Here is a 26,731-nt window from a genome sequence, read left to right on the forward strand (position 1 = left end):
GTGAAGGATGGCAAGCCTTCGAGAAAAATTGATAGAAATGCTCAAAAAAAGTAGGTTTTCGATATTTTATCGCTTGCTGGGTGCAAAAAGACCGTGTTGGTTGCGCGGTCTTTTCAAGGGGCGCAAGCGGCCCAATGTCGCCGATCTCAGGGCTGGAACGCCCCGATGAAGATCGCCGGGTCCACCCGTGCATCGTTCAGGCTGATATTCCAGTGCATGTGCGGCCCGGTCGCCCGACCGGTGGCGCCCACACGGCCGACCACTTCGCCACGGCGCAGCGCCTGGCCGGGTTTCACGTCGATCCTGGACATATGGCAGAACATACTGATGAAGCCCTGGCCATGGTCGACGAACACCGTGCGGCCATTGAAGAAGTAGTCGCCCACCAGGATCACCTTGCCGTTGGCCGGGGTCTTGATCGGCGTGCCGGCGGGCACGGCGAAGTCCAGCCCGGCGTGCGGGTTGCGTTCCTCGCCATTGAAGAAGCGGCGTACGCCGAAGCGGCTCGACAGCGGGCCGTTGACCGGCTTGTCGAGGATCAGGTTGCTCGGCAGGTTGGGGCTGAAGCTGCGGTAGGCCTTGAGCTGTTCGGCCAGTTCGCGGTCGATGCGCTTGAGGTCCTCGGGGTTGGGGTTGACCTGGCGCTTGTTCTTCAAGGTGATGCGCTGCTCGGGGTACTTCTTGCCGACGACGGTGAAGGGCAGGGTGCGACCGCCCTGGGTGAGCACGGCGGTGCCGGGCTGCTGGGTCAGGGGGATGCCGACGATGGCCAGCCAGGTGTCCTGCTCCTTGACCACCAGCACCGGCTTGCCGTCGAAGCGTGCGCTCGGCGCGCTGACTGCCGGGCCGAGGTCGACCACCGCGACGCCGCCAGGGACCGGCTTGTTCAACTGGCGGGTGATGTAGCTGGCCTGGGCACTGGTGCCGAGCAGCAGGAGGGTCAGGGCGAGCAGGGGCGCGAACAAGCGGGGCATGTGTCAGTCCAGTAGCGAAAGGGTGACCGGGGTCTGGTGATTGTCCTCGACCCGCACCTTGAGTTCGCCTTCGTTCAGGCGTGCGGTCAGGCGTTGGCCGTTGTGGGTCTGGGCGGCGCTGCGAATGGCCTGGCCGCGCTCGTCGAGCAGGATGCTGTAGCCGCGCGCCAGGGTCGCCAGCGGGCTGACCACCTGCAGGGTCTGCAACTGGGCCTGGAAGCGCTGGCGACGGTCCTTGAGCACCTCGCGCATGGCTCGCGGCAAGCGCTCGGCAAGGCTGTCCAGGCGTTGGCCGAGCAGCTTCAGCGTGCGCCCCGGGTGCTGGGCGGACAGGCGTGTGTCGAGCCGCGCCAGGCGTTCGTGGCGCTGGTTCATGCCGAGCATGAAGGCGCGGCGCAGGCGCATGTCCAGGTCGTCCAGGCGCTGGGCCTGCTGGCGCAGGCGCTCGCCTGGGTGACGCAGGCGCCGGGCCAGGCTTTCCAGGCGCAGGTGGTCGTGGGCCAGGCGGTTACGCATGCGCAGCAGCAGGCGCCGTTGCAGGCTCTCGAGACGTTGCTGCAGGCCGCTGCTGTCGGGGGCGAGCAACTCGGCGGCGGCGGATGGGGTCGGGGCCCGGACGTCGGCGACGAAGTCGCTGATCGACACGTCGGTCTCATGCCCCACGGCGCTGACGATGGGCGTCACGCAAGCCGCCACGGCGCGGGCCACGGCTTCCTCGTTGAAGCACCAGAGGTCTTCCAGCGAGCCGCCACCACGGGCCAGGATCAGTGCGTCGAAGCCACGGCTGTCGGCGAGCTGCAAGGCGCGGACGATCTGGCCGATGGCCTCGCGGCCCTGCACCGCGGTGGGGATCAGGTTCAATTCGACCTGGGGCGCGCGGCGGCGAAAGACGCTGATGATGTCGCGGATCACTGCGCCAGTAGGCGAGGTGACGATGCCGATGCGCTGCGGGTGGGCCGGCAAGGGGCGCTTGCGTTCGGCGCTGAACAGGCCTTCGGCGCCGAGCTTCTCCTTCAGTGCCTCGAAGGCCAGGCGCAAGGCGCCATCGCCGGCCGGCTCCACGCTGTCGAGGATCAACTGGTAGTCGCCACGCCCCTCGAACAGCGAGACCTTGCCGCGCACCCGCACCGCCAGGCCGTCGCGCAGGGCCTGGCGCACGCGGGCGGCATTCTGCCGGAACAGCGCGCAGCGCACCTGGGCGCCGCTGTCCTTGAGGGTGAAGTAGACATGGCCGGAGGCCGGGCGGGCGAGGTTGGAAATCTCGCCTTCCACCCAGACGCTGCGGAACACGTCCTCGAGCAGCACGCGAGCGCGGCCGTTGAGCTGGCTGACGGTGAGAACCTCGCGGTCCAGGCCGAGTCGTTCGAAAGGGTCTTTGATCATGGCAGGCATCATAAAGGACGCGGCGGGGTTGTGCATCGGTTGCTGGCAGGTCCGCGTGCCAGTCATCTGCTGTCATTCGGGGCCGCTTCGCGCCCCATCGTCGGCAAGCCGGTTCCCACAATGTCCTGGACATGGCACCTGAATGTGTGAGCACCACTGCTCCCCGTGGGGGCGGGCTTGCCCGCCAATGGGCCCTCCAGCCGTGCAGCGCTGCCGAGATAGAGCAGAACGAACAGACAGCCTGGCCAGCACGGCACGTCGATGGCTAACCTTGCGCTGTCTTCCCAGGAATCGCCTCGATGCTCGCCCAACTGCCTTTCACCGGCCTCGACTGGCTGCCGATCCTGCTCGGCGTGGCCGTGGCCTATGTCGTCTTCGGTATCGCCGGCTTCGGCACCGCGCTGGTCGCAGGCCCAGTGCTGATCCACTTCATGCCGCTGTCACGGGTCATTCCGTTGCTGGTGCTGCTGGACTTCGTCGCCGCGTTCGGCAACCTGCTGCCATCCCGTCGGGATGTGGTGCGCGGCGAGTTGCTGCGCCTGCTGCCGTGCATGGCCCTGGGCTGCGCGCTGGGCGTGGTGTTCCTGCTGCGGCTCAAGTCCGACCTGCTGCTCTTGCTGATGGGGCTGTTCGTCACCGCCTACGCGCTCTACGGCCTGGCGGTGAAGGTGCGGCCGGCGAACCTGTCCGGTTTCTGGGCCGTGCCGATGGGCACGGTGGGCGGGTTGTTCGGTGCCTTGTTCGGCAGCGGCGGTTTTCTCTATGCCATCTACCTCAGTGGCCGGCTGGACTCGAAAGAGCAGGCACGGGCGACCCAGAGCGCACTGATCAGTTGCAGCACGGTCGTGCGCCTGTCGCTGTTCCTGATCGCCGGGGTGTATGCCGACACGGGCCTGCTGTTGCTCGCCGGTTGCCTGTTGCCGGTCATGTTCGCCGGGCTGTGGATTGGGCGGCGGCTGACCATGAGGCTGTCGCGCGAGGCCTTCGTCCGGTTGGTCACCTGGCTGGTGCTGGCCAGCGGCGTGGCGCTGATCGGTCGCTATCTGGGCACGTGAGCAGGCGGTAGAATTGCGCCATTACCGCAGTCCGCAGGCCCGTTTCGTTCATGAACACCCAGAGCATCATCGTCCCCAAACTGTCCACCGTGCCGGTGCACGAAGCCCGCGCCCGGGCGATCCTGCGCTGGCTGGTGCGCGAGAAGATCGTCGAGGAGCACCTGAGCACCTGCGGGCGCACCGGCAACCGCATGGGCCATGCCCTGGCCGAGGGCGCGCGCAAGGTGGCGCTGCACCCGCAGATGCTGCCCTTCGGCGAGCCGGTCAACGGCCTGGAGGTGGTGCTCAAGCGCTGTATCTATACCCCTACCGAGGGCTTTCTCGAGGAAGCCGGCTGCCCCGAATGTCGGCGTGAGGTGGGCGAACCGCTGTTCGAGAGCCTGGAGGAGTGGATGCCCGGGGTGAGCGACAACTTCACCTGCCCGCTGTGCGGCTTCGAGGACGACATCAACGGCTTCCTCTACTTGCAGCCGTGCGCCTTCTCCAACCTGGGGTTCATCTTCAACAACTGGGGCGAGGCCGGCTTCACCCAGGCCTTCCTCGATACCTTCGCCGACTGGTTGGACCAGCCGGTGGCGGTGGTGCAGGTGAAGCTGGGCGACAAGCGCTGAGCCACGCGCTGCGAGCGGCTCGGTCCCGATGCTCGCAGCTGACAAGAGGCCCTTATTTTGCATTGAGCGCGGCAGCGTGGATGAGTATAATGGCGCGCTTCCATTTTTCCCGCCCGGGAGCCCCCGCGATGCTGCGTATCAGCCAAGAAGCCCTGACCTTCGACGATATCCTCCTTGTACCTGGCTATTCCGAGGTACTGCCCAATGAAGTCAGTCTCAAGACCCGTTTGACCCGTGGCATCGAGCTGAACATTCCCCTGGTCTCCGCCGCCATGGATACCGTGACCGAAGCGCGCCTGGCCATCGCCATGGCCCAGGAAGGCGGCATCGGCATCATCCACAAGAACATGACCATCGAGCAGCAGGCCGCCGAGGTCCGCAAGGTCAAGAAGTTCGAGGCCGGCGTGGTCAAGGACCCGATCACCATCGACGCCGACGCCACCGTGCGCGACCTGTTCGAGCTGACCCGCCTGAACAACATCTCCGGCGTGCCGGTGCTGGAGAACGGCGACCTGGTCGGTATCGTCACCTCCCGTGACGTGCGCTTCGAAAGCCGCCTGGAAGCCAAGGTGCGCGAGGTGATGACCCCGAAAGAGCGCCTGGTCACCGTGCGCGAGGGCGCCGACAAGAACGAAGTCCGCGAGCTGCTGCACAAGCACCGCCTGGAAAAAGTCCTGATCGTCGACGACAAGTTCAACCTCAAGGGCATGATGACCGTCAAGGACATCGAGAAGGCCAAGGCCTACCCGCTGGCCAGCAAGGACGACCAGGGCCGCCTGCGCGTCGGCGCCGCCGTCGGTACCGGCAAGGACACCGGCGAGCGCGTTGCCGCCCTGGTCGCCGCGGGCGTCGACGTGGTGGTGGTCGACACCGCCCACGGTCACTCCAAGGGCGTGATCGACCGCGTGCGCTGGGTCAAGGAAACCTACCCGCAGGTGCAGGTGATCGGCGGCAACATCGCCACCGGCGCCGCTGCCAAGGCCCTGGCCGAAGCCGGTGCCGACGCGGTCAAGGTCGGTATCGGCCCGGGCTCGATCTGCACCACCCGTATCGTCGCCGGTGTCGGCGTGCCGCAGATCAGCGCCATTGCCAACGTCGCCGCCGCCCTGGAAGGGACTGGCGTCCCGCTGATCGCCGACGGTGGCATCCGCTTCTCCGGCGACCTGTCCAAGGCCATCGTCGCCGGCGCCTCCTGCGTCATGATGGGTTCGATGTTCGCCGGTACCGAAGAGGCCCCGGGCGAGGTCGAGCTGTTCCAGGGCCGTTCCTACAAGGCCTACCGCGGCATGGGCTCGCTGGGCGCCATGGCGCAGGCCCAGGGCTCCTCGGACCGCTACTTCCAGGACTCCTCGGCCGGTGCCGAGAAGCTGGTGCCGGAAGGTATCGAAGGCCGTGTGCCCTACAAAGGCGCCCTGGCAGCGATCATCCACCAGCTGATGGGCGGCCTGCGTTCCTCCATGGGCTACACCGGCAGCGCGACCATCGACGAGATGCGCACCAAGCCGGAGTTCGTGCGCATCACCGGTGCCGGCATGGCCGAGTCCCACGTGCATGACGTGCAGATCACCAAGGAAGCGCCGAACTATCGCGTCGGTTGATATCCCAGTCACCGTTACGCGCTCCAAGCTACAAGCGGTAGTTGCGCTGCAGCCGCTACCGCGTTTTCCCCCGATCAACTTGCAGCTTGCGGCTAGACGCTCGCAGCTGTATCAGAGATTGAGTCATGGCCCTCGACATTCACGCTCACCGTATCCTGATCCTCGATTTCGGTTCCCAGTACACCCAGCTGATCGCCCGCCGTGTGCGCGAGATCGGGGTCTACTGCGAACTGCATCCGTTCGACATGGACGATGAAGCGATCCGCGCATTCAACCCACGCGGCATCATCCTCGCCGGCGGCCCCGAGTCGGTCCACGAAGCCGACAGCCCACGCGCACCGCAGGCGGTGTTCGACCTGGGCGTCCCGCTGCTGGGCATCTGCTACGGCATGCAGACCATGGCCGAACAGATGGGTGGCAAGGTCGAAGGTTCCGACCTGCGCGAGTTCGGTTATGCCCGCGTCGACGTGGTCGGCAAGAGCCGCCTGCTCGATGGCATCGAAGACCATGTCGACGATGACGGCGTGTTCGGCCTGGACGTGTGGATGAGCCACGGTGACAAGGTCACCCAGATGCCGGAAGACTTCCACATCCTGGCCAGCACCCCGAGCTGCCCGATCGCCGGCATGTTCGACGATGCCCGTGGCTACTACGGCGTGCAGTTCCACCCGGAAGTGACCCACACCAAGCAAGGCGGGCGCATCCTGTCGCGTTTCGTCCAGGACATCTGCGGCTGCGAAGCCCTGTGGACCCCGTCGAACATCGTCGAGGACGCTATCGCCCAGGTCCGCGAGCAGGTCGGTTCGGCCAACGTGCTGCTGGGCCTGTCCGGCGGCGTCGACTCCTCCGTGGTCGCCGCGCTGCTGCACCGCGCCATCGGTGACCAGCTGACCTGCGTGTTCGTCGACAACGGCCTGCTGCGCCTGCACGAAGGTGACCAGGTGATGGCCATGTTCAAGGAGAACATGGGCGTCAAGGTGATCCGTGCCGACGCCGAGGCCCAGTTCCTGGCCAACCTGGCGGGCGAGAGCGACCCGGAGAAGAAGCGCAAGATCATCGGCCGCACCTTCATCGACGTGTTCGATGCCGAGGCCAGCAAGCTGGAGAACATCCAGTTCCTCGCCCAGGGCACCATCTACCCCGACGTGATCGAGTCGGCCGGCGCCAAGAGCGGCAAGGCCCACGTGATCAAGTCGCACCACAACGTCGGTGGCCTGCCGGAGGAGATGAACCTCAAGCTGGTCGAGCCGCTGCGCGAGCTGTTCAAGGACGAAGTGCGCAAGATCGGCCTGGAGCTGGGCCTGCCGTACGACATGGTCTACCGCCACCCGTTCCCGGGCCCGGGCCTGGGCGTGCGTATCCTCGGTGAAGTGAAGAAGGAATACGCCGACCTGCTGCGTCGCGCCGACCACATCTTCATCGAAGAACTGCGCAAGGCCGACTGGTACCACAAGACCAGCCAGGCGTTCGTGGTGTTCCAGCCGGTGAAGTCGGTCGGTGTGGTCGGTGATGGCCGCCGCTACGCCTGGGTCGTCGCCCTGCGCGCCGTCGAGACCGTGGACTTCATGACCGCTCGCTGGGCGCACCTGCCCTATGAGCTGCTGGAGACCGTCAGCGGCCGTATCATCAACGAAATCGAAGGCATTTCCCGCGTCACCTACGATGTGTCGAGCAAGCCGCCTGCCACCATCGAGTGGGAATGATCCCGCGTCCGGCATAGACCGGATCAAACGGTAAAAAAACACCCCGGAAGCCCGCGTAACTGCGGGCTTTCGGCGTTTTTGAGGTGGGGTATCACACCCTTGGCTTCAACTCCGCACCCGCTCCGCCGCGCCACCAAGCAGACCCTCAACCCCGACACCCCAGTGCCCACCAACATCCATCACGACAGCGGCTCATCAAACATGGCCCAAGCCCATAGAGCCGCCAAGGGTGGACAGCGCAGCCGTCCACAGCACGCTCAGCGTGAATCCGGTGCTTGCCACTGCATCAAGCTGCCCTCCAAGCTCGCCAGTCAGGCGAATGCACCTGTCGCTACCACGCACTGCAACCACAGGGTGGGCAGCATCCTTAGCGCTGCCTCGGAATGCACATGCTTCTGCCACAGCGTCGCCACCGCCGGCATGCCCGGCAGCGGCAGGCCATAGGCCCATGGCGGCGCGTTCCTCACGCCAACGCGTCGTGTGCACCAGCACGACGCCCAGCAGGCTGATGAACAAGTGGAAAATAAATCAGTCCCCTTTTTGCCTCGATCGGTCAGGAGCGGTCGCCGACAGGCCAAAAAAATGCCGGACAACCTCCTCTGTACCTTAAGTCGACGGCTCGGTGCGTCTTGCCTCCTCGTGTGCTACCTTGCGAGTAGAAATTGATCAAGCCGTTTGGGGTACCCAAGCCATGAACCACAAGCTGAACACCTATGGCGTATCCATAGTAGAAAGGCCTAAAATTAAAGCCACCAAGAAGCTGGATTTGGGCGGCGACTTGGGGAAGCAGATCGTTTATTCAGAAACCAAGCTCGCTCTCAGAACTCACAGGAAAACCTTTCAGAAGCTGGCTGACATGTAATGGAATTGATCTTCTTTCCATTTGAACGTGTCATTGAGATAAATACTCAAATCTTGACTACCGAGCCCGGCATGAAGGGGGCGGTGAGCATTCCGATCTTGCAGGGCGCGCTGGCCCGAATCGACAATGCGGTCGCCTATGATGGCCTCGACGATGTGTTTGAAATTGCCGCTAAATACACAGCCAGTATCGCGCGAGGCCACGCACTCCCTGATGCTAACAAGCGCACCGGGCTTGCAGTCGGCTTGGAGTACCTTTCGCTCAATGATTATGAAATAACCTTAGACAATGATCTGCTAGCGGATGCCGTTAGGGATTTGGTTACTGGCGATATCAACGAGCATGATTTCGCCGATATTCTCTACTCCTCTTTCATAGCTTCTCAAAATCAGGCGTAGTGCTAGGAAGTCCTTTCAGATTCACTGTCTTGATTCGTTGTAGTCACGATGGGCAATAGCCGCTTATATGGTTTTTTTATTCTATTGATAATGAAGTGGAATCGGCGTTGACCGGTCCCCACTGGTGAGAAACATCCAAGAAGCCCGCATGATTGCGGGCTTTTGGGTTTCAGGGCGTACGATTCGCTGGAGTGCCATGGCGGCACTCTGACGCGAGTTGTCGCCATGGCGCTCAGGGGCAGGGCCGTCGTACCTACATCCAGGGGCGAAGGAGAGGAACTTGCAGGAGCAGGTCGTTCTTGACGAATAACGGCTCCCCCTCCACCTCCTCCCAGAAGCCGGGATCGTTGCCAATGCCGCCTGCCTGGTCGATCTCGACGTCTTCGACCCGCAAGCCGATAACCCCCTCCAGCTCGCTCAGGCCGGGAGTGCCCATGAAGGTATTGGCATGGGAGTTGCCCGCGAGGGTGATCCATTTTCCGGTCCCGCGTCGCGTCTGGTCGGCCTCGATGACCACATGGGCGAAGTAGTTCATCATTTCCTGGCGAATGGTCGAAGAGGGCTGCACGTCCCAGGCTTGGACGTACGAGGCAAGGCAGTCGATGGCTTGTACGCGTACGTTCTGCCGGTGGGCCTCGTACAGCACGTTCTTCATGGTGTGGGGCGTCGATTCGGCGAGGGTGGCTTGGGCGTCGAAATCCTCCACATAGGCCTTGAGTTCGGCCGACAACATCCCGGTTCGGTTGAACAGGTCGAGATCGACCTGGTGGAAATCGGTCGTGAAGTGCTCCATGTAGAGTACATCCACCCCCTGTTTCTTGAGTTGCCGCATGTTCTTGATCAAGAACTGCTTGGCGCCGCGTTGGGTATGTGACTCGCCGATCACCAGACCGTCGCTTTCCTGGTAAAGCGTGCGGATGATCTCCTTGTTTGTGGCTGTACTGGGTAGCTCGGGAATCGTTGGGCGGGTAGGGGCGTGAAACGAAGAAAAGAAGCCCTGTGCGTCAGCGGCCAAGCGGTCGCGCAGTTGCCTATAGACCGAATAGGGATGGCCGCTGTCGGGGTCTTCCAGGGCGAGCCTCAGGCCGCCTCTGGTCGCAGGCGCCAAGGCCGGACGCTCGATTTCCGCTACGTCGTAGGGGGTGGGGGCCAGGGGTGGCAGGGCAGGCCTTGGCCGTAACCGGCCCCATGCCTTGAGCAGGAACCTCGGTATTCCGCCGCCCTTGAGCCCTATGCTGTCGATAGGTTGCCAGCGGCCTTCGGTATCCGGGGCAATGGGGATGCTGCCTGAGAACGCGTAGGGGTTTTCTGGATCGATGATGACCCAGGTATCCAGTTCTCCGACGAAACGTACCTGGTAGACGAGGTCGCCAACCATCGCGTACTGCTTGCCGTCCTGTACCAGGATGCCCTTGAACGGTGCGTTTGCCGGGGCATTGCGCAGGATATCGTTGCTTTCTAGCGTCTGCATCCGCTGTGCGAGATCGCTCGGCCTGAAATCTTCCGGAACCCAGGCCTGGATCTCGTCCGGGGTGGCGGGATCGAGTTCTTCGCCCGGGGGCTGGTTTTCCTCGGGGAGCGTGACCTGTTCGCCGGCTTCCTCGATGGGGGCCAGCTCGCCCGTGGCGTTCACACCGGCGGCAACCAGGAAAGTGGCGTTGAACAAGGTATTGATGCCGGCGAGTATGGCCCCCGTGACGCCCGCCTGACGCTCGGCGGTGGTGTGGCCGTTGATCGCCTGGTCGATATCCAGGCCTGTCTCGGCCAGGCCTGCGCCGACGGCGGCCAGCGCCACTGGCCAGTCCAGGGCGGCCATGGGGCCGAAGACCTTGGAGAAGGCCCCTAGGTAACCGATCCACAGCTGTTTGCGCAGGTCTGCGTTGGAGCGCAAGGCGAAGTGAGCATCTTCGAGCATGCGCTGGCGAGCGGCATCGCGCAGGTGGCTGAAAGCATCCACGTGCAGCGTCGTGTCCCGCGTGTTCAGGCCATCGGGATGTGCGGCGTCCCACTGGCACCTCATGACATCCAGCAGGTGACCGAGCCCCACGTTGGGGGCATTCTCCTTTTGGCTCGCCAGCGGGAAGTGGCCCATGAAGCGGACCTTGCCTTGCGTTTCCCGGGTATTGGCCAGGACCCACGCATGAAGCTCCCGGTCACTGGCGAACAGTTGCAGCGCCTCGTCTTCACCTGGCAGGTAGAGCAACTGGCAGCCATCACTCATCACCACCCTGAGGATATCGCTGGCGACGTGTCCGCCTATGTCGAAGGTGCACAGGCGTACCTCTGTCGAGGGCACGACCTGCTGGCGCAACTCCTGTAGGGAGGCAGGCCAGGTCCGCACGCCCGTCAAGGCCTCGGTGATCTGGCGTGCTCTCTTGGCCAGGCTACTGTGGGCGTCATGTGCGCAGGCTTCCAGGACCTTGCTCAGGAACATGGATTTGGCCAGGGTTCGGTAGTCATCGGCATGCTGTGCCCAGAAGGCATCGAGGCGTTGATGGAAGGCACTGCTGAAATCGATCTTCCAGAACGCCTCGAGTACGGCCTTGGGGGCCAGGGGGACTTCGTTGCGTTCATCGTAGGCTTGGGCCCCTGGGCCTGAGGTGTAGAAACCTGTGTAGTTGCCGAGCAGGTCGGCATTGTCCTGCTCGGCCGCGTCGAAGCGATGCATCACCAGCTGTGGCAGGGTCAGCGATTGGTAGGGCTTTTCATGATGCTGCCAGCCATTGAATGTGCGGGGGCTGCTGGAGGCGGTATGGAAGCGATGGAAGTACACCCGGTCGGGATCCAGTGCCGTGAAACCATGTTGGGTCAGGAGCGCTTTGGCGATATCCCGGGCCATCTGGCGCAGGTCGGGGCAAGAGGTGCTTACCTGGGTCGCCATCAGGTTCAGGGTTTGGTGATCCTGCTTCTGCCGTTCGGTAAAGATCATGAGCGTACTCGCGGTGGTTCAAGGGGCGCACAAGATGGTTGGAACGGTCGTGGTGGGGGTGGTACTTAATGCTGGATGCGACATCGCGTCCGGCCCGAGGTACAAGTCTTCACTTAATCTTTCTCAACTGCAGGTGTATCGTATTCGCCCTTCCTTGCCAGCTCTGCTGGCAGATTGATCGCGAAAAACGAGGTACCTGCACCGATGTCCTTCACCCGTCGACAAATGCTCAAGGGCCTGACCGGCCTGGTGGTGGTTGGCCTGGGCGCCGGGGGCGCCGCCCGCTACTGGCTGGGCAAGGTGGAGGACGAGAACGCCGGGCACGACTACGAATTGATCGCCGCACCCCTGGACGTCGAGTTGGTGCCCGGCTTCAAGACCGAGGCCTGGGCCTTCGGCCCATCGGCCCCGGGCACCGAGCTGCGGGTACGCCAGGGCACTTGGCTGCGGGTACGCTTCATCAATCACCTGCCGGTCGAGACGACCATTCACTGGCATGGCATCCGCCTGCCGCTGGAAATGGACGGCGTGCCCTACGTGTCGCAATTGCCGGTCAAGCCGGGCGAGTTCTTCGACTACAAGTTCCGCGTCCCGGACGCTGGCAGCTATTGGTACCACCCCCACGTCAGCAGCTCCGAGGAACTGGGCCGCGGCCTGGTCGGCCCGCTGATCGTCGAGGAGCGCGAGCCCACGGGGTTTCGTCATGAACGCACCCTGAGCCTGAAGACCTGGCACGTGGACGAGCAGGGCGCCTGGATGCCGTTCAGCGTTGCCCGCGAGGCGGCGCGCAACGGCACCGCCGGGCGCCTGATCACCATCAACGGCCAGGCCGGGGCGGTCACCGAGCTGCCGGCCGGCCAGGTGGTGCGGGTGCGCCTGCTCAACCTGGACAACACCTGGACCTACCGCATCAACCTCAAGGGCAACTGCGAGGCGATGATCTATGCCCTGGATGGCAACCCCGTCACGCCACGGCCCCTGGGCAAGGACTACTGGCTCGGCCCGGGCATGCGCATCTGCCTGGCCATCCGCATTCCCCAGGCCGGCGAGCAGATCTCCCTGCGCGATGGTTTCGTGCGCCTGGGCACCCTGCGCTCGGTGGTCAGCGACGAAGCTCCCGGCGACTGGCCCAAGCCCCTGCCGCCCAATCCGGTCGCTGAGCCGGACCTGGCGAACGCCGAGAAGCTCAACTTCAACTTCGAGTGGGCCGGCAAGGTGTCGGTCGGCACCGAGGACGGCAAGCCTCCAAGCTTGTGGCAGATCAACGGCCAGGCTTGGGACATCACCGACAAGACCTGTGCCGATCGACCGATCGCTACCCTGCAGAAGGGCAAGAGCTATATCTTCGAACTGAAGAACATGACCCAGTACCAGCACCCTATCCATCTGCACGGCATGAGTTTCAAGGTGATCGCCTCCAATCGCCACAAGATCGTCGAGCCCTGGTTCACCGACACCTACCTGCTGGGCAAGAACGAGCGTGCCCAGGTGGCACTGGTGGCGGATAACCCAGGGACCTGGATGTTCCACTGCCACGTCATCGACCACATGGAAACCGGCCTGATGGCCGCGATCGCGGTGGTCTGATGCGCCCGCAGATCATCGATCGCAGCCGCGACCAGGAATTCATGCGTCTGGCCCTGGCCTTGGCCGCCGAAGGGGCGGCCATGGGCGAAGTGCCGGTGGGCGCGGTGCTGGTGCAGCACGGGCAAGTCATCGGGCAGGGCTTCAATCGGCCGATCGCCGACAGCGACCCCAGCGCCCATGCCGAGATGGTCGCCATTCGCGCGGCGGCCAGGGCGGCGAGCAACTACCGCCTGCCCGGCAGCACCCTGTACGTGACCCTGGAGCCGTGTAGCATGTGCGCCGGCCTGATCGTGCACTCACGGGTGGCGCGGGTGGTGTATGGGGCACTGGAGCCGAAGGCGGGGGTCGTGCAGAGCCAGGGGCAGTTCTTCACCCAGGGGTTTCTCAACCATCGGGTGATCTATGAAGGCGGGGTGCTGGCCGAGGAGTGCGGGCAGATACTGAGCGAGTTCTTCAAGGCACGCAGGACGAAGGCCTGAGCCGGCCTGGGGCTGCTTTGCAGCCCATCGCCGGCAAGCCACGCATGGCCCTGCAAACCGCATCATTCGTGATCGACTCGAACCCCGTGGGAGCTGGCTTGCCAGCGATGGGACCACCACCGGTCGCACGGCATCACATCGGCGGCGACTGTTCAGCCGGCTTGTCCTTGTTGACCCCCGGAACATGCAGGCTGCCCTCGGCCACCTGGCCTTCGAGTTGCGGCTGGGTCACCCAGGTGAGGATGTCGTAGTAACGGCGGATGTTGGCCACGAAGTGCACCGGCTCCCCACCGCGGGCATAGCCGTAGCGGGTCTTGCTGTACCAATGCTTCTGCGACAGGCGCGGCAGCATCTTCTTCACGTCCAGCCACTTGTTCGGGTTCAGCCCCTCGCGCCTGGCCAGGGTGCGCGCGTCTTCCAGGTGGCCGCTGCCGACGTTGTAGGCGGCCAGGGCGAACCAGGTGCGGTCCGGCTCCTTGATGCTGTCGTCGAGCTGGGCCTTGACGACCATGAAGTACTTGGCGCCGCCCTGGATGCTCTGCTTCGGGTCCAGGCGGTTGGACACGCCCATGGCCTGGGCGGTGCGCTGGGTGAGCATCATCAGGCCGCGCACGCCGGTCTTGGAGGTGACCTCCGGCTGCCACAGGGACTCCTGGTAGCCGATCGCCGCCAGCAGGCGCCAGTCGACCTGCTCGACCTTGGCACTGGCCTTGAAGTACTTCTCGTACTTGGGCAGGCGCTGCTGCAGGTGTTGGGCGAACGTGTAGGCACCGACGTAGCCGAGCACATCGACATGGCCGTAGTAGCGCTCCTTCAGGCGTTGCAGCGTGCCGTTCTTCTGGGCCTTGTCGAGAAAGGCGTTGATCTCGTTGAGCAGGCTGTTGTCTTCGCCGGCGGCCACTGCCCAGCGCTGATCGCGGGTGTCGCCCAGGTCGAAGGCCACGCGCACGTTGGGGAAGTACACCTGGTTCATGGCCAGTTCGTTGGAGTCCACCAGGGTCAGGTCGATCTGGCCCTCGTCGACCATGCGCAGCAGGTCGACCACTTCCACTGCGTCGGATTCTTCGTATTCCAACGTGGGATTCTGCTTTTTCAGTTCGGCCAGTTGCTCGGCATGGCTGCTGCCCTTGAGCACCAGGATCTTCTTGCCGATCAGGCCTTTCACGCTGGTGGGCCGGGAGCGGCCGTTGCGGTAGATGACCTGTGGGGTCACCTCGAGGTAAGGGTGGGAAAATTTCGCCTGGGTGCTGCGTCGCTCGCTGCTGACCAAGCCGGCGGCGGCCAGCACCGGGCCGGAGGGCTTGCCCAGTTGGTCGAACAGCTCGTCGAGGTTGTCGGCGGTCTCGATCTCCAGTTCCACGCCGAGATCGTCGGCGAACCGCTTGACCAGCTCGTACTCGAAGCCGGTCTCGCCATTGCGGTCCTGGAAGTAGGTAGCCGGGCTGTTGCGGGTGATCACGCGCAGCACACCGTCCTCCTTGACGCGCTCGAGGGTGCTGGGTTTTTCAACACAGGCACCGAGCATCAGGAAGAGTCCGGTTGCGAAGAGCCATCTGGCGCAGCGCTGGCGCAAAGCAGTGTGGGCGAACATAGCTTGCAGTATACGCAAAGGACCGGTCGCGCCATATCTCGACAACGGGCCATAGGTTTGCTAGCGGCAAGCTTCAAGCTACTTATCTCCCAGCGGCGAGCTGCAGGGGAAAGCAGGCCGTGCACTGCCTAATGCTGTTCACTTTAATCAATTGGGGCCGCCTTGCGGCCCTTCGCGGGCAAGCCCGCTCCCACAAGTACGCTGCAAATGCACGATCCTGTGGGAGCGGGCTTGCCCGCGAAGGGCTGCAAGGCAGCCCCAATCGATGTCACATCAGGCTTAAGTGAACAGCATTAGCCGTGCACTGCCCCACTTTTTCTTGCGGCTTGTAGCTTGCCGCTTGAAGCTGCTTTTCGTGCCGCTTTCCTGACCCCGAAGTCCGGTTCCGCCGCCCGGCAGCATTGCCCTCTGGCGGGTGCCGAAAGCCGCGGATTTAGGCTAGAATGCACGGCCTCTAAGCACACCCCTTCCTGAGGCTGTCCCGACGATGTTGATCCTGCGCGGCGCTCCTGCCCTTTCTGCCTTTCGCCACGGTAAGCTACTCGAGCAACTGAGCCAGAAAGTCCCCGCTGTTACCGGCCTGTATGCCGAATTCGCCCACTTCGCCGACGTCAGCGGCGAGCTGACCGCCGACCAGCAGCAGGTGCTGGGCCGTCTGCTCAAGTACGGTCCGAGCGTACCGGTGCAGGAGCCCAGTGGCCGCCTGTTCCTGGTGGTGCCGCGCCTGGGCACCATCTCGCCCTGGGCCAGCAAGGCCAGCGACATCGCCCACAACTGCGGCCTGCAGGCCATCCAGCGCCTGGAGCGCGGCATCGCCTACTACGTCGCCGGCGAGCTGTCCGAGGCCGACGCCGGGCTCATCGCCGCCGAGCTGCACGACCGCATGACCCAGCGCGTGCTGGGCAAGCTCGAAGAAGCCGCCGACCTGTTCAGCCACGCCCAGCCTCGGCCGATGACCTCCGTGGACATCCTCGGTGGCGGCCGTGCCGCGCTGGCCCAGGCCAACATCGACCTGGGCCTGGCCCTGGCCGAAGACGAGATCGACTACCTGGTCAACGCCTTCCAGGGCCTGGCGCGCAACCCGAACGACATCGAGCTGATGATGTTCGCCCAGGCCAACTCCGAACACTGCCGCCACAAGATCTTCAACGCCAGTTGGGACATCGACGGCGAGGCTCAGGAAAAGAGCCTGTTCGGCATGATCAAGAACACCTACCAGATGCACAGCGAAGGTGTGCTGTCGGCGTACAAGGACAACGCCTCGGTGATCGTCGGCCACGTCGCCGGGCGCTTCTTCCCGAACCCTGAGACCCGTCAGTACGGCGCGGTGCAGGAGCCGGTGCACATCCTGATGAAGGTCGAGACCCACAACCACCCGACCGCCATCGCCCCGTTCTCCGGCGCCTCCACCGGCTCCGGCGGCGAGATCCGCGACGAAGGCGCCACCGGCCGTGGCGCCAAGCCCAAGGCCGGGCTGACCGGCTTCACCGTGTCCAACCTGCGCATCCCCGGCTTCGAGCAGCCCTGGGAGCAGGACTACGGCAAGCCGGGCCGCATCGTCGACGCCCTCGACATCATGGTCGAAGGCCCCCTGGGCGGTGCCGCGTTCAACAACGAATTCGGTCGTCCGGCGCTGACCGGCTACTTCCGTACCTTCGAGCAGGCCATCGACACCCCGCGTGGTGAAGAGGTCCGTGGCTACCACAAGCCGATCATGCTCGCCGGTGGCATGGGCAACATCCGCGAGGAGCACGTGCAGAAGGGCGAGATCACCGTCGGTGCCAAGCTGATCGTGCTCGGCGGCCCGGCCATGCTGATCGGCCTGGGCGGCGGCGCGGCGTCCTCGGTCGATACCGGTGCCAGCTCCGCCGACCTGGACTTCGCCTCGGTGCAGCGCGAGAACCCGGAAATGGAACGCCGCTGCCAGGAGGTCATCGACCGTTGCTGGCAACTGGGCGAGCAGAACCCGATCGCCTTCATCCACGACGTCGGCGCGGGCGGTATTTCCAACGCCTTCCCCGAGCTGGTCAACGACGGTGGCCGCGGTGGCCGCTTCGAGCTGCGCAACGTGCCCAACGACGAGCCGGGCATGGCGCCGCACGAGATCTGGAGCAACGAGTCCCAGGAGCGCTACGTGCTGGCGGTCAGCGCCGCCGACTTCGAGCGCTTCAAGGCCATCTGCGAGCGCGAGCGCTGCCCGTTCGCCGTGGTCGGCGAGGCCACCGAGGAACTGCACCTGACCGTCACCGACAGCCACTTCGGCAACACCCCGGTGGACATGCCGCTGGACGTGCTGCTGGGCAAGCCGCCGCGCATGCACCGTTCGGTCACCCGCGAGGCGGAGCTGGGCGATGACTTCGACCCGAGCGCGCTGGACCTGGACAACGCCGTCGAGCGCGTCCTGCATCATCCGGCGGTGGCCAGCAAGAGCTTCCTGATCACCATCGGCGACCGTACCATCACCGGCCTGGTGGCCCGCGACCAGATGGTCGGCCCCTGGCAGGTACCGGTGGCCGACTGCGCCGTCACCGCCACCAGCTTCGACGTCTATACCGGCGAAGCCATGGCCATGGGCGAGCGCACCCCGCTGGCCCTGCTCGATGCCCCGGCGTCGGGCCGCATGGCCATCGGCGAGGTGCTGACCAACCTGGCCGGTGCCCGCATCGAACAACTCTCCGACATCAAGCTGTCGGCCAACTGGATGTCCGCCGCCGGCCACCCCGGCGAGGATGCCCGCCTGTACGACACCGTCAAGGCCGTGGGCATGGAGCTGTGCCCGGCCCTGGGCCTGACCATCCCGGTCGGCAAGGACTCCATGTCGATGAAGACCCGCTGGAGCGAGGACGGTGTCGAGAAGAGCGTCACCGCGCCGATGTCGCTGATCGTCAGCGGCTTCGCCCCGGTGGTCGACATCCGCGACACCCTGACCCCGCAACTGCGTATGGACAAGGGCGAGACCGACCTGATCCTGATCGACCTGGGCCGTGGCAAGAACCGCATGGGTGGCTCGATCCTCGCCCAGGTGCATGGCAAGCTCGGCCAGCAGGCCCCGGACGTCGACGACGCCGAAGACCTCAAGGCCTTCTTCGCGGTGATCCAGGGCCTGAACGCTGACGGCCACCTGCTGGCCTACCATGACCGCTCCGACGGCGGCCTGCTGGTCAGCGTGCTGGAAATGGCCTTCGCTGGTCATTGCGGCCTCGACCTGCACCTGGACCCGCTGACCGACGAGCGTGGCGAAGTCCCGGCGATCCTCTTCAACGAGGAACTCGGTGCGGTCATCCAGGTGCGCCAGGATGCCACCCCCGAGGTGCTGGCCCAGTTCAGCGCCGCCGGCCTGGAAGACTGCGTCGCGGTCATCGGCAAGCCGGTCAACAACGGCGAGGTGTCCATCAGCCTGGGCGGCGAGGTGCTGTTCGACGACCAGCGCCGTCTGCTGCAGCGCCAGTGGGCCGAGACCAGTTACCAGATCCAGCGCCTGCGCGACAACGCCGAGTGCGCCGACCAGGAATTCGACGTGCTGCTGGAAGAAGAGAATCCCGGCCTGTCGGTCAAGCTGGGCTTCGACGTCAACGACGACATCGCCGCGCCGTACATCAAGAAGGGCGTGCGCCCGCAAGTGGCGATCCTGCGCGAGCAGGGCGTCAACGGCCAGGTCGAGATGGCCGCAGCCTTCGACCGCGCCGGCTTCGCCGCCATCGACGTGCACATGAGCGATATCCTCGCCGGCCGGGTCGACTTCGCCGACTTCAAGGGCCTGGTGGCCTGCGGTGGTTTCTCCTACGGCGACGTGCTGGGGGCCGGCGAGGGCTGGGCCAAGTCGGCGCTGTTCAACCGCCGTGCCCGCGATGCCTTCCAGGCGTTCTTCGAGCGCAACGACAGCTTCGCCCTGGGCGTGTGCAACGGTTGCCAGATGATGTCCAACCTGCACGAGCTGATTCCGGGCACCGAGTACTGGCCGCACTTCGTGCGCAACCGCTCGGAACAGTTCGAGGCGCGCGTGGCCATGGTCGAGGTGCAGAAGTCCAATTCGATCTTCCTGCAGGGCATGGCCGGTTCGCGCATGCCGATCGCCATCGCCCACGGCGAGGGCCATGCCGAGTTCGCCAGCGAGGAAGCGCTGCTGGAAGCCGACCTGTCCGGTTGCGTGGCCCTGCGCTACGTCGACAACCACGGCAAGGTCACCGAAGCCTACCCGGCCAACCCCAACGGCTCGCCGCGTGGTATCACCGGCCTCACCAGCCGTGACGGTCGCGTGACCATCATGATGCCGCACCCTGAGCGGGTGTTCCGCGCCGTGCAGAACTCCTGGCGTCCGGACGAGTGGCAGGAAGATGGCGCCTGGATGCGCATGTTCCGCAATGCGCGGGTCTGGGTGAACTGACGGTGTACAAGCTCGCCTTCTTCGTGCCGCCGAGCCATGTGGACGTGGTCAAGGCCGCTGTGTTCGCCGCCGGTGGCGGGCGCATCGGCGACTACGACCACTGTGCCTGGCAGACCCTGGGCCAGGGCCAGTTCCGGCCTCTGGACGGCAGCCAGCCGTACCTGGGGCAGGCAGGGCAGGTCGAGCAGGTGGACGAGTGGAAGGTGGAGCTGGTGGTGGCTGACGACCTGGTTGCCCAGGTCGTCGCTGCGCTCAAGGCGAGCCATCCGTACGAGACGCCGGCCTATGAGCTCTGGCGGCTCGCCGAGTTCTAGACCGCGCTGGAGCCATTCGCGGGGCAAGCCCGCGAATGTTTGTTAGCTAGGTGGCATGGGGGCGCGAAGCGGCCCCAGAAACCTGAAAGGACAGCCCATCAGGCCGTCCCGATCTCCCCACCATCGTCACGCTGGATCACCACGGTCGAAGCCCGTGGACGCACCGTCGTGCCCGCCGGGGTGGCATCGGTGGCAATGTCGCTGTACGGCCAGTTGCCCGGGTGCTGGATGTTGATGAACAACGTCTTGTTGTCCGGCGTGAAGGCGATGCCAGTCACCTCGCAGCCGTTCGGGCCGACGAAGAAGCGGCGCAGGTCGACCTGGTTGCGGGCGTTGACCGGGATCTGCCTGCCATCGGTATCCATCAGGTCGGACGGAATCACTGCCAGCAACTGGTCGTTGGTGTAGTCAGCCACGCTCGGCTCGCTGTTGTCGGTCTCGAACCACAACACGCCGCGGCTATCGAAACACATGCCGTCGGGGCTGGCGAACTGGTTCAGTTCGGTCAGGCCCGAGCGGTTGATCTCGGCGGCACCGGAGGCGTTGGCGCCGAACACGAAGATATCCCAGGTGAAACCCCGCTGATCGTCGCTGTCGCGCCAGCGGATGATATGGCCGTGACGGCTCGGGCCGCGTGGGTTGGCGGCGTTTACCGTTGCCGGGGTGCGCGCGCTGTTGTTGGTCAGGGTCAGGTAGACGTCACCGTTGAGCGGGTTGACCGCCGTCCATTCCGGCCGGTCCATGGGCGTTGCGCCCACGGCATCCGCCGCACCCCGGGTGTTGAGGAGGATACTCGGCAGGTCGCCGAACCGGGCGCCAAGGGTGCTGCCGTCGGTGGTGGCGGTCTCGACGTCGAGGGGCAGCCAACTGCCACGGCCGTCGGCATCGAAGCGGGCCACGTAGAGCGTGCCTTGGTCCAGGTACTTGTCGCCGGTGGCCAGGCGGTCGGCCGGGTTGGCGTCGGCCGGGTCCCACAGGGCGTCGGAGACGAACTTGTACAGGTACTCGTTGTTGGAGTCGTCGCCGCTGTACCAGACCAGCGGCTTGCCGGCCACCGCCAGGCCCGGGCAGCAGCCCTCGTGGCGAAAGCGCCCCAGGGCGGTACGTTTCACCGCCAGGGTGGTGCTGTCGTACGGGTCGATCTCGACGATGTAGCCGTAGGTGCTGGCTTCGTTGCGATAGTCGTCGGTGGCGCTGGCGCCGGTCGGGGTGACGTCGAAGCGGGCGAATTCGCCGTCGACCTCGCTGCTGTCGCCAGCAGCGCTTTCCCATTGGTACAGGCCGCTGGAGGTCGCCACGCCGATCCGCGACTGGTCGGCGGGGAGGGCGCCCTTGTTGACGAAGATGCCCGGCCAGTTCTCCTCGCAGGTCAGGTAGGTACCCCACGGGGTATGGCCGTTGCCGCAATTGTTGTTGGTCCCGCGGCATTGGCTGCCGTCGGGCGAGAAGCGGGTCTTGACGTGGTCGGTGCCGCGCAGCGGGCCTGAGATGTTCATCCGCGAGGCGGTGGTGAAGCGGCGGTTGAGCGGGTCGTTCTCGACCACCTGCCAGCGGCCGTCGACCTTGCTCAGGCGCACCACGCCGACGCCGTGGGCATTGATTTCCTTGCGCACTTCTTCGGCTGGGCGCTTGCCGTTGGCGTCGGTGGTCGGGCCGTTCGGGTGCAGGGCGGCGGGATCGATGTACTCGAAGTTGATCGCCAGCAGGCCGTCGTCGGCGCTGCCAGCGATGGGGAAGAAGTGCATGCCGTCGTGGTGCATGCCCATGGCGTTGGCCTGGTCGAGGGCGGTGTTGCTGCCGTCGGCCTTCCATGGGCTGGCTTTGCTGTTCAGCGGCGTGCCCCAGGGGGCCAGCACATAGGCGCTGTAGCCGGCAGCGACGACGCAGGCATCGGTGCGCGAGCCGGCGATGGACTCGAAGCCCAGCTTCAGTTTCGAGGGCTGCGGCTTGGCCGGGCGGGGCGCATCTTGGCGGGCGGCGGCAATGCCGTCGAGGCAGCCGGCCAGGCCGGTTCCCGCGATCATGGCGATCGCCGCGCCAAGGCTGCCGCGCATCACGCTGCGACGGCTCAGGTAGGCGTCCATGACGCTGGCCATCGGTGGGTTGTCGCTCAGGTTCCGGTCAAGGTTGTCGCCGGTTTCTCGACTCATCGGGTGTCCTTTTGTTGTGAGTAAGAAAGACGCGACTTTAGTGCGTCAATATGATGATTTTTTGGCAGAAATGTTAACGGAGGCTTCGGCGCGGGGCGGTCCTCGATGTCGGTCCATCGAGTGGCGTGGGGCTGCCTTGCAGCCCCACGCCCCCAAATCATGGAGATCGACTCAACGCTCGACCTTGCCCTGAACACTCGAGGACCACTGCTCACGGCGGTCATGCCCGCTGGTACGCAACAGCCCCAGGTCCAGGGCATTCTCGCCGTCGGCCGCCCCCTTGTCCTTGACCACTTCGGCCACGGCGGTGCCCAGGTCGACCGGTGAGTTGGACGCATCGACCGACACATCCCGTCGATAATCGCGACCGGTCAGGGTCTCTCGGCTGACGGAGGCCGCTGCCAGGTCGACAGTGCCACCGGCCGATTGCAACCGGGCGCCGACCAGGTGTGCGTCGCCGCCCACCTTGAGGTCGATGCCCTCGCTGCCCCTGAGGGACGCCTGGTGGGCCACGGTGTCACGCTGCTCATGCGACAGGTCGAGCTTGAAGGTCGGCGACAGGCCAGGCTCGGCCTTGCTCAGCGTCGGGCCGACTTTCTCGCTGACCTTGCCCCCCGCCGGCCCTGCCACGGCGCTGGCCGCATTGACGTAGCCCTGGGGGTTTTTCTCCTTGCTCAGGCGCGCATCGACCTTGAGGCTCAGGTTATCGACGCGGTCCTTGCGGCTGGCCACCCGCAAATCGCCGCCGATATTGCCCTGGATCTGCCCGGCCTCCAGGCTGGCGCCTTCGATGCGCGTGTCGCCCCGGCTGTGCAGGCTGATCCGCTCTGCCCGCCACGTGTTGCCGTTCCAGGTCTGGTTGTCGCGTTTGTCCAGGTCAACCTGTACGCGGCCATGCAGCCCGCGCACGTCCTTGTCCGGCGTCTCGCCCTTGGAGGTGTTGAACCCGGCCCCGGCGGTGATCGCCAGGTTGTTGCGGTACTCCTGGTTGCCGGAGGCCTCGATCCGTATGCCGCCGTTGGCCGCGTTCAGGGCGATCTGCGCGGCGGAGGCCTGCAGGCCTTGCAGGTGCAGGGCAATGTCCTCCCGCGCGCGGCTGTTCATTTGCAGGGCGCCTGCGCTATTGAAATGGGCATCGACGGCCTGGCGGCCACGTTCGTCCAGCTTGCCATGCTCGAAGTGGCCGCCAATACCGCCACCCTTGCTGCTGCCGGTCTTGGCGGACAGTTCCAGGCCGCCGCCCAGCTTGCTGCCACTGGCCTGGTGGGTGTCGCTGGCGGCCTTGACCTGCAGCACGCCCCCACTGTCGAGACGGATGTCGTCGACCTTGCGTTCGCGGCTGCCGATGCGCGTGCCTTCGAGCAGCATGTCGCCGCCACTGCTCAGGACGACATCGCCCTTGGCGTCGATCTGCGCGACCCTGGCCTTGCTGTCCTGGCTCTGGCGCTGCGCGTGGTCGAGGTAGCCACGGGCGTCCAGGCCGGTGCTGGTGGGCCGGTTGCCGCCCTTGGCCCAGGCATTGCCATCGAGTTGCCGCGATTGTTCGCTGCTGCGATCGTTGGCCTGGGTCAGGCTCAGCCGTCCGGCGCTATTGATCGATACATCGCCGTTGCCGCCATCGATGGTGGTGCCTTCGTAGCGGCCATCGCTGCCGAGCTGTATCTGGACGCCGGTATGCCCCTGGAGGCTGACGGGACGCGCGGTGCTGGCGCTGGCCTGCTTGTCCAGCGAGCCGCCCTTGCCGGCTGCGCGCACGTTGATGTCCTGGCCGGTGCTGGTGTCGACGCGCAGTTCGCCACCGTAGGCCAGGCGCTGCACGCTGCTTTGCTCGACATCCTCGGCCGCCCTGGCGTGATGGCGGTCGGCGTCGATCTTGAGCTGGCCGCCCTTGGCGCGCCAGGCCGTGCCCTGGTCATCGAGGGTGTTGGCCTTGACGGCGACCGTGGCGCCCGACAGTTCGCTGACCTGGGCGTGACCCCGGCGCTGGTTCTCCAGGCGCTTGAGGTGGTCGACGGTCATCTGCGCGCCCACGCTGGGCGGTGCCATGGCGTCTTCGGGGGACGCCTGCTGGAAGCGGGCGGCTTCCTGGCCTTGTACCAGGCGTTCGATCGGGCGGGTCAGGTCGCGGTATTCCACGTCGGCGCCGAGGCTGCCACGCCATTGCTCGGTATTGTGTTCGCGCTCCTGGATGTCCTGCACGGCGCGGTTGTCGATGTGCTCGGCTTCCACCAGCAGTTGCTTGCCTGCATCGACTTTCGCGGCTTCGGTGACAAGGTTCGTGGCGTTGATCTTCACATCGCCGCTGGCCTGCAGCTCGCTGCGTTGCACCTGGCTGTCACGTTCTCGCTGGGTGTCTTGCACATGCTCGCCGGTGAAGGCGCTACCGAGCCTGTCGATGCCACCGGTGACAGTCAGGCCTGCGCCGCTGGTGCGGGTGTCGGTCTGGGTGTTGCGCTCGTTGCGAGTGGCCCCGAGGGTGACCTGCTTGCCCTGCAGGCTCAGGTCGCCTGCGCTGGCCGTGACCTTGGAGCCGTTGACCTGCAGGTGCTCGCCGCTGTTCAACGCCACGCTGGCGCCCTTGAGTTCACTGGCGACCTGGGTGGTTTCGCTTTCGCGGGTGGTGGTCGTGGCGACCTGGTAGCCGGCAGTGGCTTCGAACTGCCGCGAATCGGGCTTGCCGTCCTGGGCTTCCTGGGTCTGCCGGGCGTTGGCGGTGAAGCCTCGTTGCTGGCTGACGGTCTCGGCATCCAGGCGCGATTGTGCGCTGTCGATCGACAGGTCGCCCTTGGCCTCGAGCTGCAGATGCCCGCCAGCTTCGAGCTTGGCGCCGCGAAGCTTCATTTGCGCGGCGCTGGCCAGGCGCAGGTTGCTCTTGGCGGTCACGTCGCTGACCAGCACCTGTTCCTCGCGCACGGTGCGGTCGCGCTTGCTGCCGATCAGCCCGAACAGCTTGCTGTCGCTCTGCTGCTCCTTGGAGGTGGAACTGCCCTGGTCGGCCTCGATCGCCAGCAGGCCCTTCTCGCTGTAGAGCACGGCATCGCCCTGGCTGGTCACGCTGCTGCCCTTGATGACGACCTGGTCGGCGCTGACATGCAGGTCGCCCACCGCTGCAACGACGCTGCCGGCGACGGCCTGGCCCTGGCGGTCGTTGCCGTTGCGGTCGCCGAAGAAGGTGCCGGACACCAGGTCGCCACGGTAATCGCGTTGCTTGCCGTTTTCCTGCAGGGCGGCAGTCGTCACCTCCACCTGCCGCGCCGAGAGTTCCATCTCGCCCCGGCTTTCCAGGCGGCTGCCCCGTACCCTGAGCGTATCGCCGGCCTTCACCGTCACGCGCTCTCCACCCAGGGCGCTGGCCTTGGCGGTCTCCTTGTAGTCGTCGGTATCGCGGTCGCCGCGCCACAGGTGCTTGCGATGGCGTACCTGTTCCTGCTCCCGCCGGCTGTCGATACCGGCCTCGATGTCGAGCTTGCCGCCACTGGCCACGTCAAGGTCGCCACCGGCTTGCACGGTGGCCGCCACCAGGCGCATGTCGCTGCCGGATTGCAGTGTGAGGTCGTCGCCGGCCTGCAGGTGTGTGCCGTGCCGCGTGCGTGTGGTGACGGTGCGTTCGCGGTCGTAGGTCTCGGTGGTGATGAACCAGGCTTTCTTGTTCCATTTTTCATTGTCGCGTTCGATGTTCTCCCGGGTACTGGCATCGAGCGTCAGCTTCTTGCCGGCCTTCACCTCGATCCGTTGCGCCTTGCCGTCGACGGCCAGCAGGCGCAGGTCATCCGCTGCGCTGAGGGACAATGCGCCGTGCTCGCTGTGCAAGCGTGCGCCCTGGGTGGCGCTGGCGTCGATCTGCAGATCACCGGCCGAACGGATGCTGATACCGTCGCGTGCCGCCACCTCTATCGGCCCCATGCGCACGCCGGCGCCTTCGGCGGTGCTCAGCACCCGGATACGCCCGGCACGCATCGCGCCGAACAGCTTGGCATCGATGCTCGACGGGGTGCCGGGCAGGTGCCGCAAAACGTGCCCGCTGGCGGCGTCGATGCGGTTGCGGCCAACGGTCAGGTCGAGGTCCGTCTTGGCGCTGAGCAGGCCCTGGCTGTCGATGCGCGGCGCGATCAGCCCCAGGGCGCCTTCGGCGTTGCTCTGGCCGCCACCGAGCACCTGCAGCGAGCCGCTTGCCTGCAGGGTGTCGAGGTACTTGAGCTGCTGCTCCTGGACGACTGGCGTGCCGACCAGGAAGCCGGCGCGGGTGGTGTTGATGAAGCTACCGCCGTTGAGGGTGATGCCGTTGGGGTTGGCCAGGATGTAGTCGGCCGGGCGGCCGAAGATTTCCTGTGGGCCTTCGATCAGCGAGGCATTGCGGCTGATCACCTCGTTGAGGATGGTCGAGGCGGCCTGGCCCTGGAACTGCGGGTTGGCGGCCAGGGCCCCGGCCAGTTGCGACTGGCCCGCTTGCAGGGCGTTGTTCAAGACCACGCCGGGCTTGCCGACGTTGTAGTCGAGGAACTGGTTGTGCGACAGGCCGTGGGTGTTGGGGGCGACGATGTCGATCACCGGTACGCCGTGGCCATTGTTGATGATGGGCGTGCCGCCTGGGCCGGGGGCGGGTTGCAGGCCTCCCTGGGCCAGGGCCGTGGAGGAGGTGAGCAGCGCAAGGGAGATGGCCCAGCGCAAGGTATTGGGCCGTGGTGCCGGTTGCTTGGGATCTTTCTTCACGTC

At 65.4% G+C, this 26,731-nt stretch carries 16 protein-coding genes; 10 read left to right on the plus strand and 6 right to left on the minus strand.

The window, feature by feature from the left end; all coding sequences use genetic code 11:
- Nucleotides 1-146 precede the first annotated feature (146 nt).
- A complete protein-coding gene (locus tag ACDI39_RS22990; RefSeq protein WP_253090600.1) occupies nucleotides 147-974 on the minus strand; it encodes a M23 family metallopeptidase in 828 nt (275 codons plus the stop codon).
- Nucleotides 975-977: 3 nt separating this feature from the next.
- Nucleotides 978-2,357 (minus strand): exodeoxyribonuclease VII large subunit, encoded by a 1,380-nt coding sequence (gene xseA / locus ACDI39_RS22995; RefSeq protein ID WP_253081235.1) that lies wholly within the window; start codon nucleotides 2,355-2,357, stop codon nucleotides 978-980.
- 299 nt (nucleotides 2,358-2,656) lie between these two features.
- Between xseA and ACDI39_RS23000 the strand changes: the two genes are divergently transcribed.
- The 6 genes from ACDI39_RS23000 to ACDI39_RS23025 all read left to right on the plus strand — a co-directional run bounded on the left by ACDI39_RS23000 (nucleotide 2,657) and on the right by ACDI39_RS23025 (nucleotide 8,584).
- Nucleotides 2,657-3,412, plus strand: a complete 756-nt coding sequence (locus ACDI39_RS23000) for a sulfite exporter TauE/SafE family protein (RefSeq protein WP_253081234.1) — start codon at nucleotides 2,657-2,659, stop codon at nucleotides 3,410-3,412.
- Between the two features lie 50 nt (nucleotides 3,413-3,462).
- Nucleotides 3,463-4,023 (plus strand): sugar ABC transporter ATPase, encoded by a 561-nt coding sequence (locus ACDI39_RS23005; protein WP_225787249.1) that lies wholly within the window; start codon nucleotides 3,463-3,465, stop codon nucleotides 4,021-4,023.
- A 128-nt stretch (nucleotides 4,024-4,151) separates the two neighbouring features.
- A complete protein-coding gene (gene guaB, locus ACDI39_RS23010) occupies nucleotides 4,152-5,621 on the plus strand; it encodes an IMP dehydrogenase (protein ID WP_225787250.1) in 1,470 nt (489 codons plus the stop codon).
- Between the two features lie 125 nt (nucleotides 5,622-5,746).
- Nucleotides 5,747-7,324: a glutamine-hydrolyzing GMP synthase gene (gene guaA / locus ACDI39_RS23015; protein WP_225787251.1), complete on the plus strand. Its 1,578-nt coding sequence runs from the start codon at nucleotides 5,747-5,749 to the stop codon at nucleotides 7,322-7,324.
- 691 nt (nucleotides 7,325-8,015) lie between these two features.
- On the plus strand, nucleotides 8,016-8,186 hold the full coding sequence (locus ACDI39_RS23020) for an acetyltransferase (RefSeq protein ID WP_225787252.1): 171 nt from the start codon (nucleotides 8,016-8,018) through the stop codon (nucleotides 8,184-8,186).
- The gene (locus tag ACDI39_RS23025) at nucleotides 8,186-8,584 is read left to right on the plus strand and encodes a type II toxin-antitoxin system death-on-curing family toxin (RefSeq protein WP_225787253.1); all 399 of its coding nucleotides are present in this window, start codon (nucleotides 8,186-8,188) and stop codon (nucleotides 8,582-8,584) included. Before ACDI39_RS23020 ends, ACDI39_RS23025 begins: the two co-directional genes overlap by 1 nt.
- Before the next feature lie 253 nt (nucleotides 8,585-8,837).
- Here ACDI39_RS23025 and ACDI39_RS23030 read toward each other — a convergent pair whose 3' ends face one another.
- Nucleotides 8,838-11,513 carry a dermonecrotic toxin domain-containing protein gene (locus tag ACDI39_RS23030; protein ID WP_486537082.1) on the minus strand — a complete coding sequence of 892 codons (2,676 nt, stop codon included), beginning with the start codon at nucleotides 11,511-11,513 and terminating at the stop codon, nucleotides 8,838-8,840.
- Nucleotides 11,514-11,717: 204 nt separating this feature from the next.
- Here ACDI39_RS23030 and ACDI39_RS23035 point away from each other — a divergent pair, with 204 nt between their 5' ends.
- Complete coding sequence (locus ACDI39_RS23035; RefSeq protein WP_225787255.1) at nucleotides 11,718-13,100, plus strand: multicopper oxidase family protein; 1,383 nt, start codon at nucleotides 11,718-11,720, stop codon at nucleotides 13,098-13,100.
- A complete protein-coding gene (gene tadA / locus ACDI39_RS23040) occupies nucleotides 13,100-13,579 on the plus strand; it encodes a tRNA adenosine(34) deaminase TadA (protein WP_368816054.1) in 480 nt (159 codons plus the stop codon). Before ACDI39_RS23035 ends, tadA begins: the two co-directional genes overlap by 1 nt.
- Nucleotides 13,580-13,712: 133 nt before the next feature.
- Here tadA and mltF read toward each other — a convergent pair whose 3' ends face one another.
- The gene (gene mltF, locus ACDI39_RS23045; RefSeq protein WP_486537083.1) at nucleotides 13,713-15,170 is read right to left on the minus strand and encodes a membrane-bound lytic murein transglycosylase MltF; all 1,458 of its coding nucleotides are present in this window, start codon (nucleotides 15,168-15,170) and stop codon (nucleotides 13,713-13,715) included.
- A gap of 487 nt (nucleotides 15,171-15,657) precedes the next feature.
- Here mltF and purL point away from each other — a divergent pair, with 487 nt between their 5' ends.
- Nucleotides 15,658-19,554, plus strand: a complete 3,897-nt coding sequence (gene purL, locus ACDI39_RS23050; protein ID WP_225787258.1) for a phosphoribosylformylglycinamidine synthase — start codon at nucleotides 15,658-15,660, stop codon at nucleotides 19,552-19,554.
- A 2-nt stretch (nucleotides 19,555-19,556) separates the two neighbouring features.
- Nucleotides 19,557-19,868, plus strand: coding sequence for a YqfO family protein (locus ACDI39_RS23055; RefSeq protein WP_253090612.1), 312 nt, complete (start codon nucleotides 19,557-19,559; stop codon nucleotides 19,866-19,868).
- Between the two features lie 98 nt (nucleotides 19,869-19,966).
- Here the strand turns inward: ACDI39_RS23055 and ACDI39_RS23060 are convergent, their stop codons facing one another.
- Both ACDI39_RS23060 and ACDI39_RS23065 read right to left on the minus strand, forming a co-directional pair.
- Nucleotides 19,967-22,018, minus strand: a complete 2,052-nt coding sequence (locus tag ACDI39_RS23060) for a PhoX family protein (RefSeq protein ID WP_486537084.1) — start codon at nucleotides 22,016-22,018, stop codon at nucleotides 19,967-19,969.
- A gap of 171 nt (nucleotides 22,019-22,189) precedes the next feature.
- On the minus strand, nucleotides 22,190-26,728 hold the full coding sequence (locus tag ACDI39_RS23065) for a hemagglutinin repeat-containing protein (protein ID WP_486537085.1): 4,539 nt from the start codon (nucleotides 26,726-26,728) through the stop codon (nucleotides 22,190-22,192).
- Nucleotides 26,729-26,731 lie beyond the last annotated feature (3 nt).

Source organism: Pseudomonas sp. Tun-23181, assembly GCF_057415455.1.

What these genes read in the sequence shown, in the direction of transcription:
- ACDI39_RS22990 (WP_253090600.1), bottom strand. Translation starts at nt 974, where the DNA reads ATGCCCCGCTTGTTCGCGCCCCTGCTCGCCCTGACCCTCCTGCTGCTC.
- xseA (WP_253081235.1), bottom strand. Translation starts at nt 2,357, where the DNA reads ATGATCAAAGACCCTTTCGAACGACTCGGCCTGGACCGCGAGGTTCTC.
- ACDI39_RS23000 (WP_253081234.1), top strand. Translation starts at nt 2,657, where the DNA reads ATGCTCGCCCAACTGCCTTTCACCGGCCTCGACTGGCTGCCGATCCTG.
- ACDI39_RS23005 (WP_225787249.1), top strand. Translation starts at nt 3,463, where the DNA reads ATGAACACCCAGAGCATCATCGTCCCCAAACTGTCCACCGTGCCGGTG.
- guaB (WP_225787250.1), top strand. Translation starts at nt 4,152, where the DNA reads ATGCTGCGTATCAGCCAAGAAGCCCTGACCTTCGACGATATCCTCCTT.
- guaA (WP_225787251.1), top strand. Translation starts at nt 5,747, where the DNA reads ATGGCCCTCGACATTCACGCTCACCGTATCCTGATCCTCGATTTCGGT.
- ACDI39_RS23020 (WP_225787252.1), top strand. Translation starts at nt 8,016, where the DNA reads ATGAACCACAAGCTGAACACCTATGGCGTATCCATAGTAGAAAGGCCT.
- ACDI39_RS23025 (WP_225787253.1), top strand. Translation starts at nt 8,186, where the DNA reads ATGGAATTGATCTTCTTTCCATTTGAACGTGTCATTGAGATAAATACT.
- ACDI39_RS23030 (WP_486537082.1), bottom strand. Translation starts at nt 11,513, where the DNA reads ATGATCTTTACCGAACGGCAGAAGCAGGATCACCAAACCCTGAACCTG.
- ACDI39_RS23035 (WP_225787255.1), top strand. Translation starts at nt 11,718, where the DNA reads ATGTCCTTCACCCGTCGACAAATGCTCAAGGGCCTGACCGGCCTGGTG.
- tadA (WP_368816054.1), top strand. Translation starts at nt 13,100, where the DNA reads ATGCGCCCGCAGATCATCGATCGCAGCCGCGACCAGGAATTCATGCGT.
- mltF (WP_486537083.1), bottom strand. Translation starts at nt 15,170, where the DNA reads ATGTTCGCCCACACTGCTTTGCGCCAGCGCTGCGCCAGATGGCTCTTC.
- purL (WP_225787258.1), top strand. Translation starts at nt 15,658, where the DNA reads ATGTTGATCCTGCGCGGCGCTCCTGCCCTTTCTGCCTTTCGCCACGGT.
- ACDI39_RS23060 (WP_486537084.1), bottom strand. Translation starts at nt 22,018, where the DNA reads ATGAGTCGAGAAACCGGCGACAACCTTGACCGGAACCTGAGCGACAAC.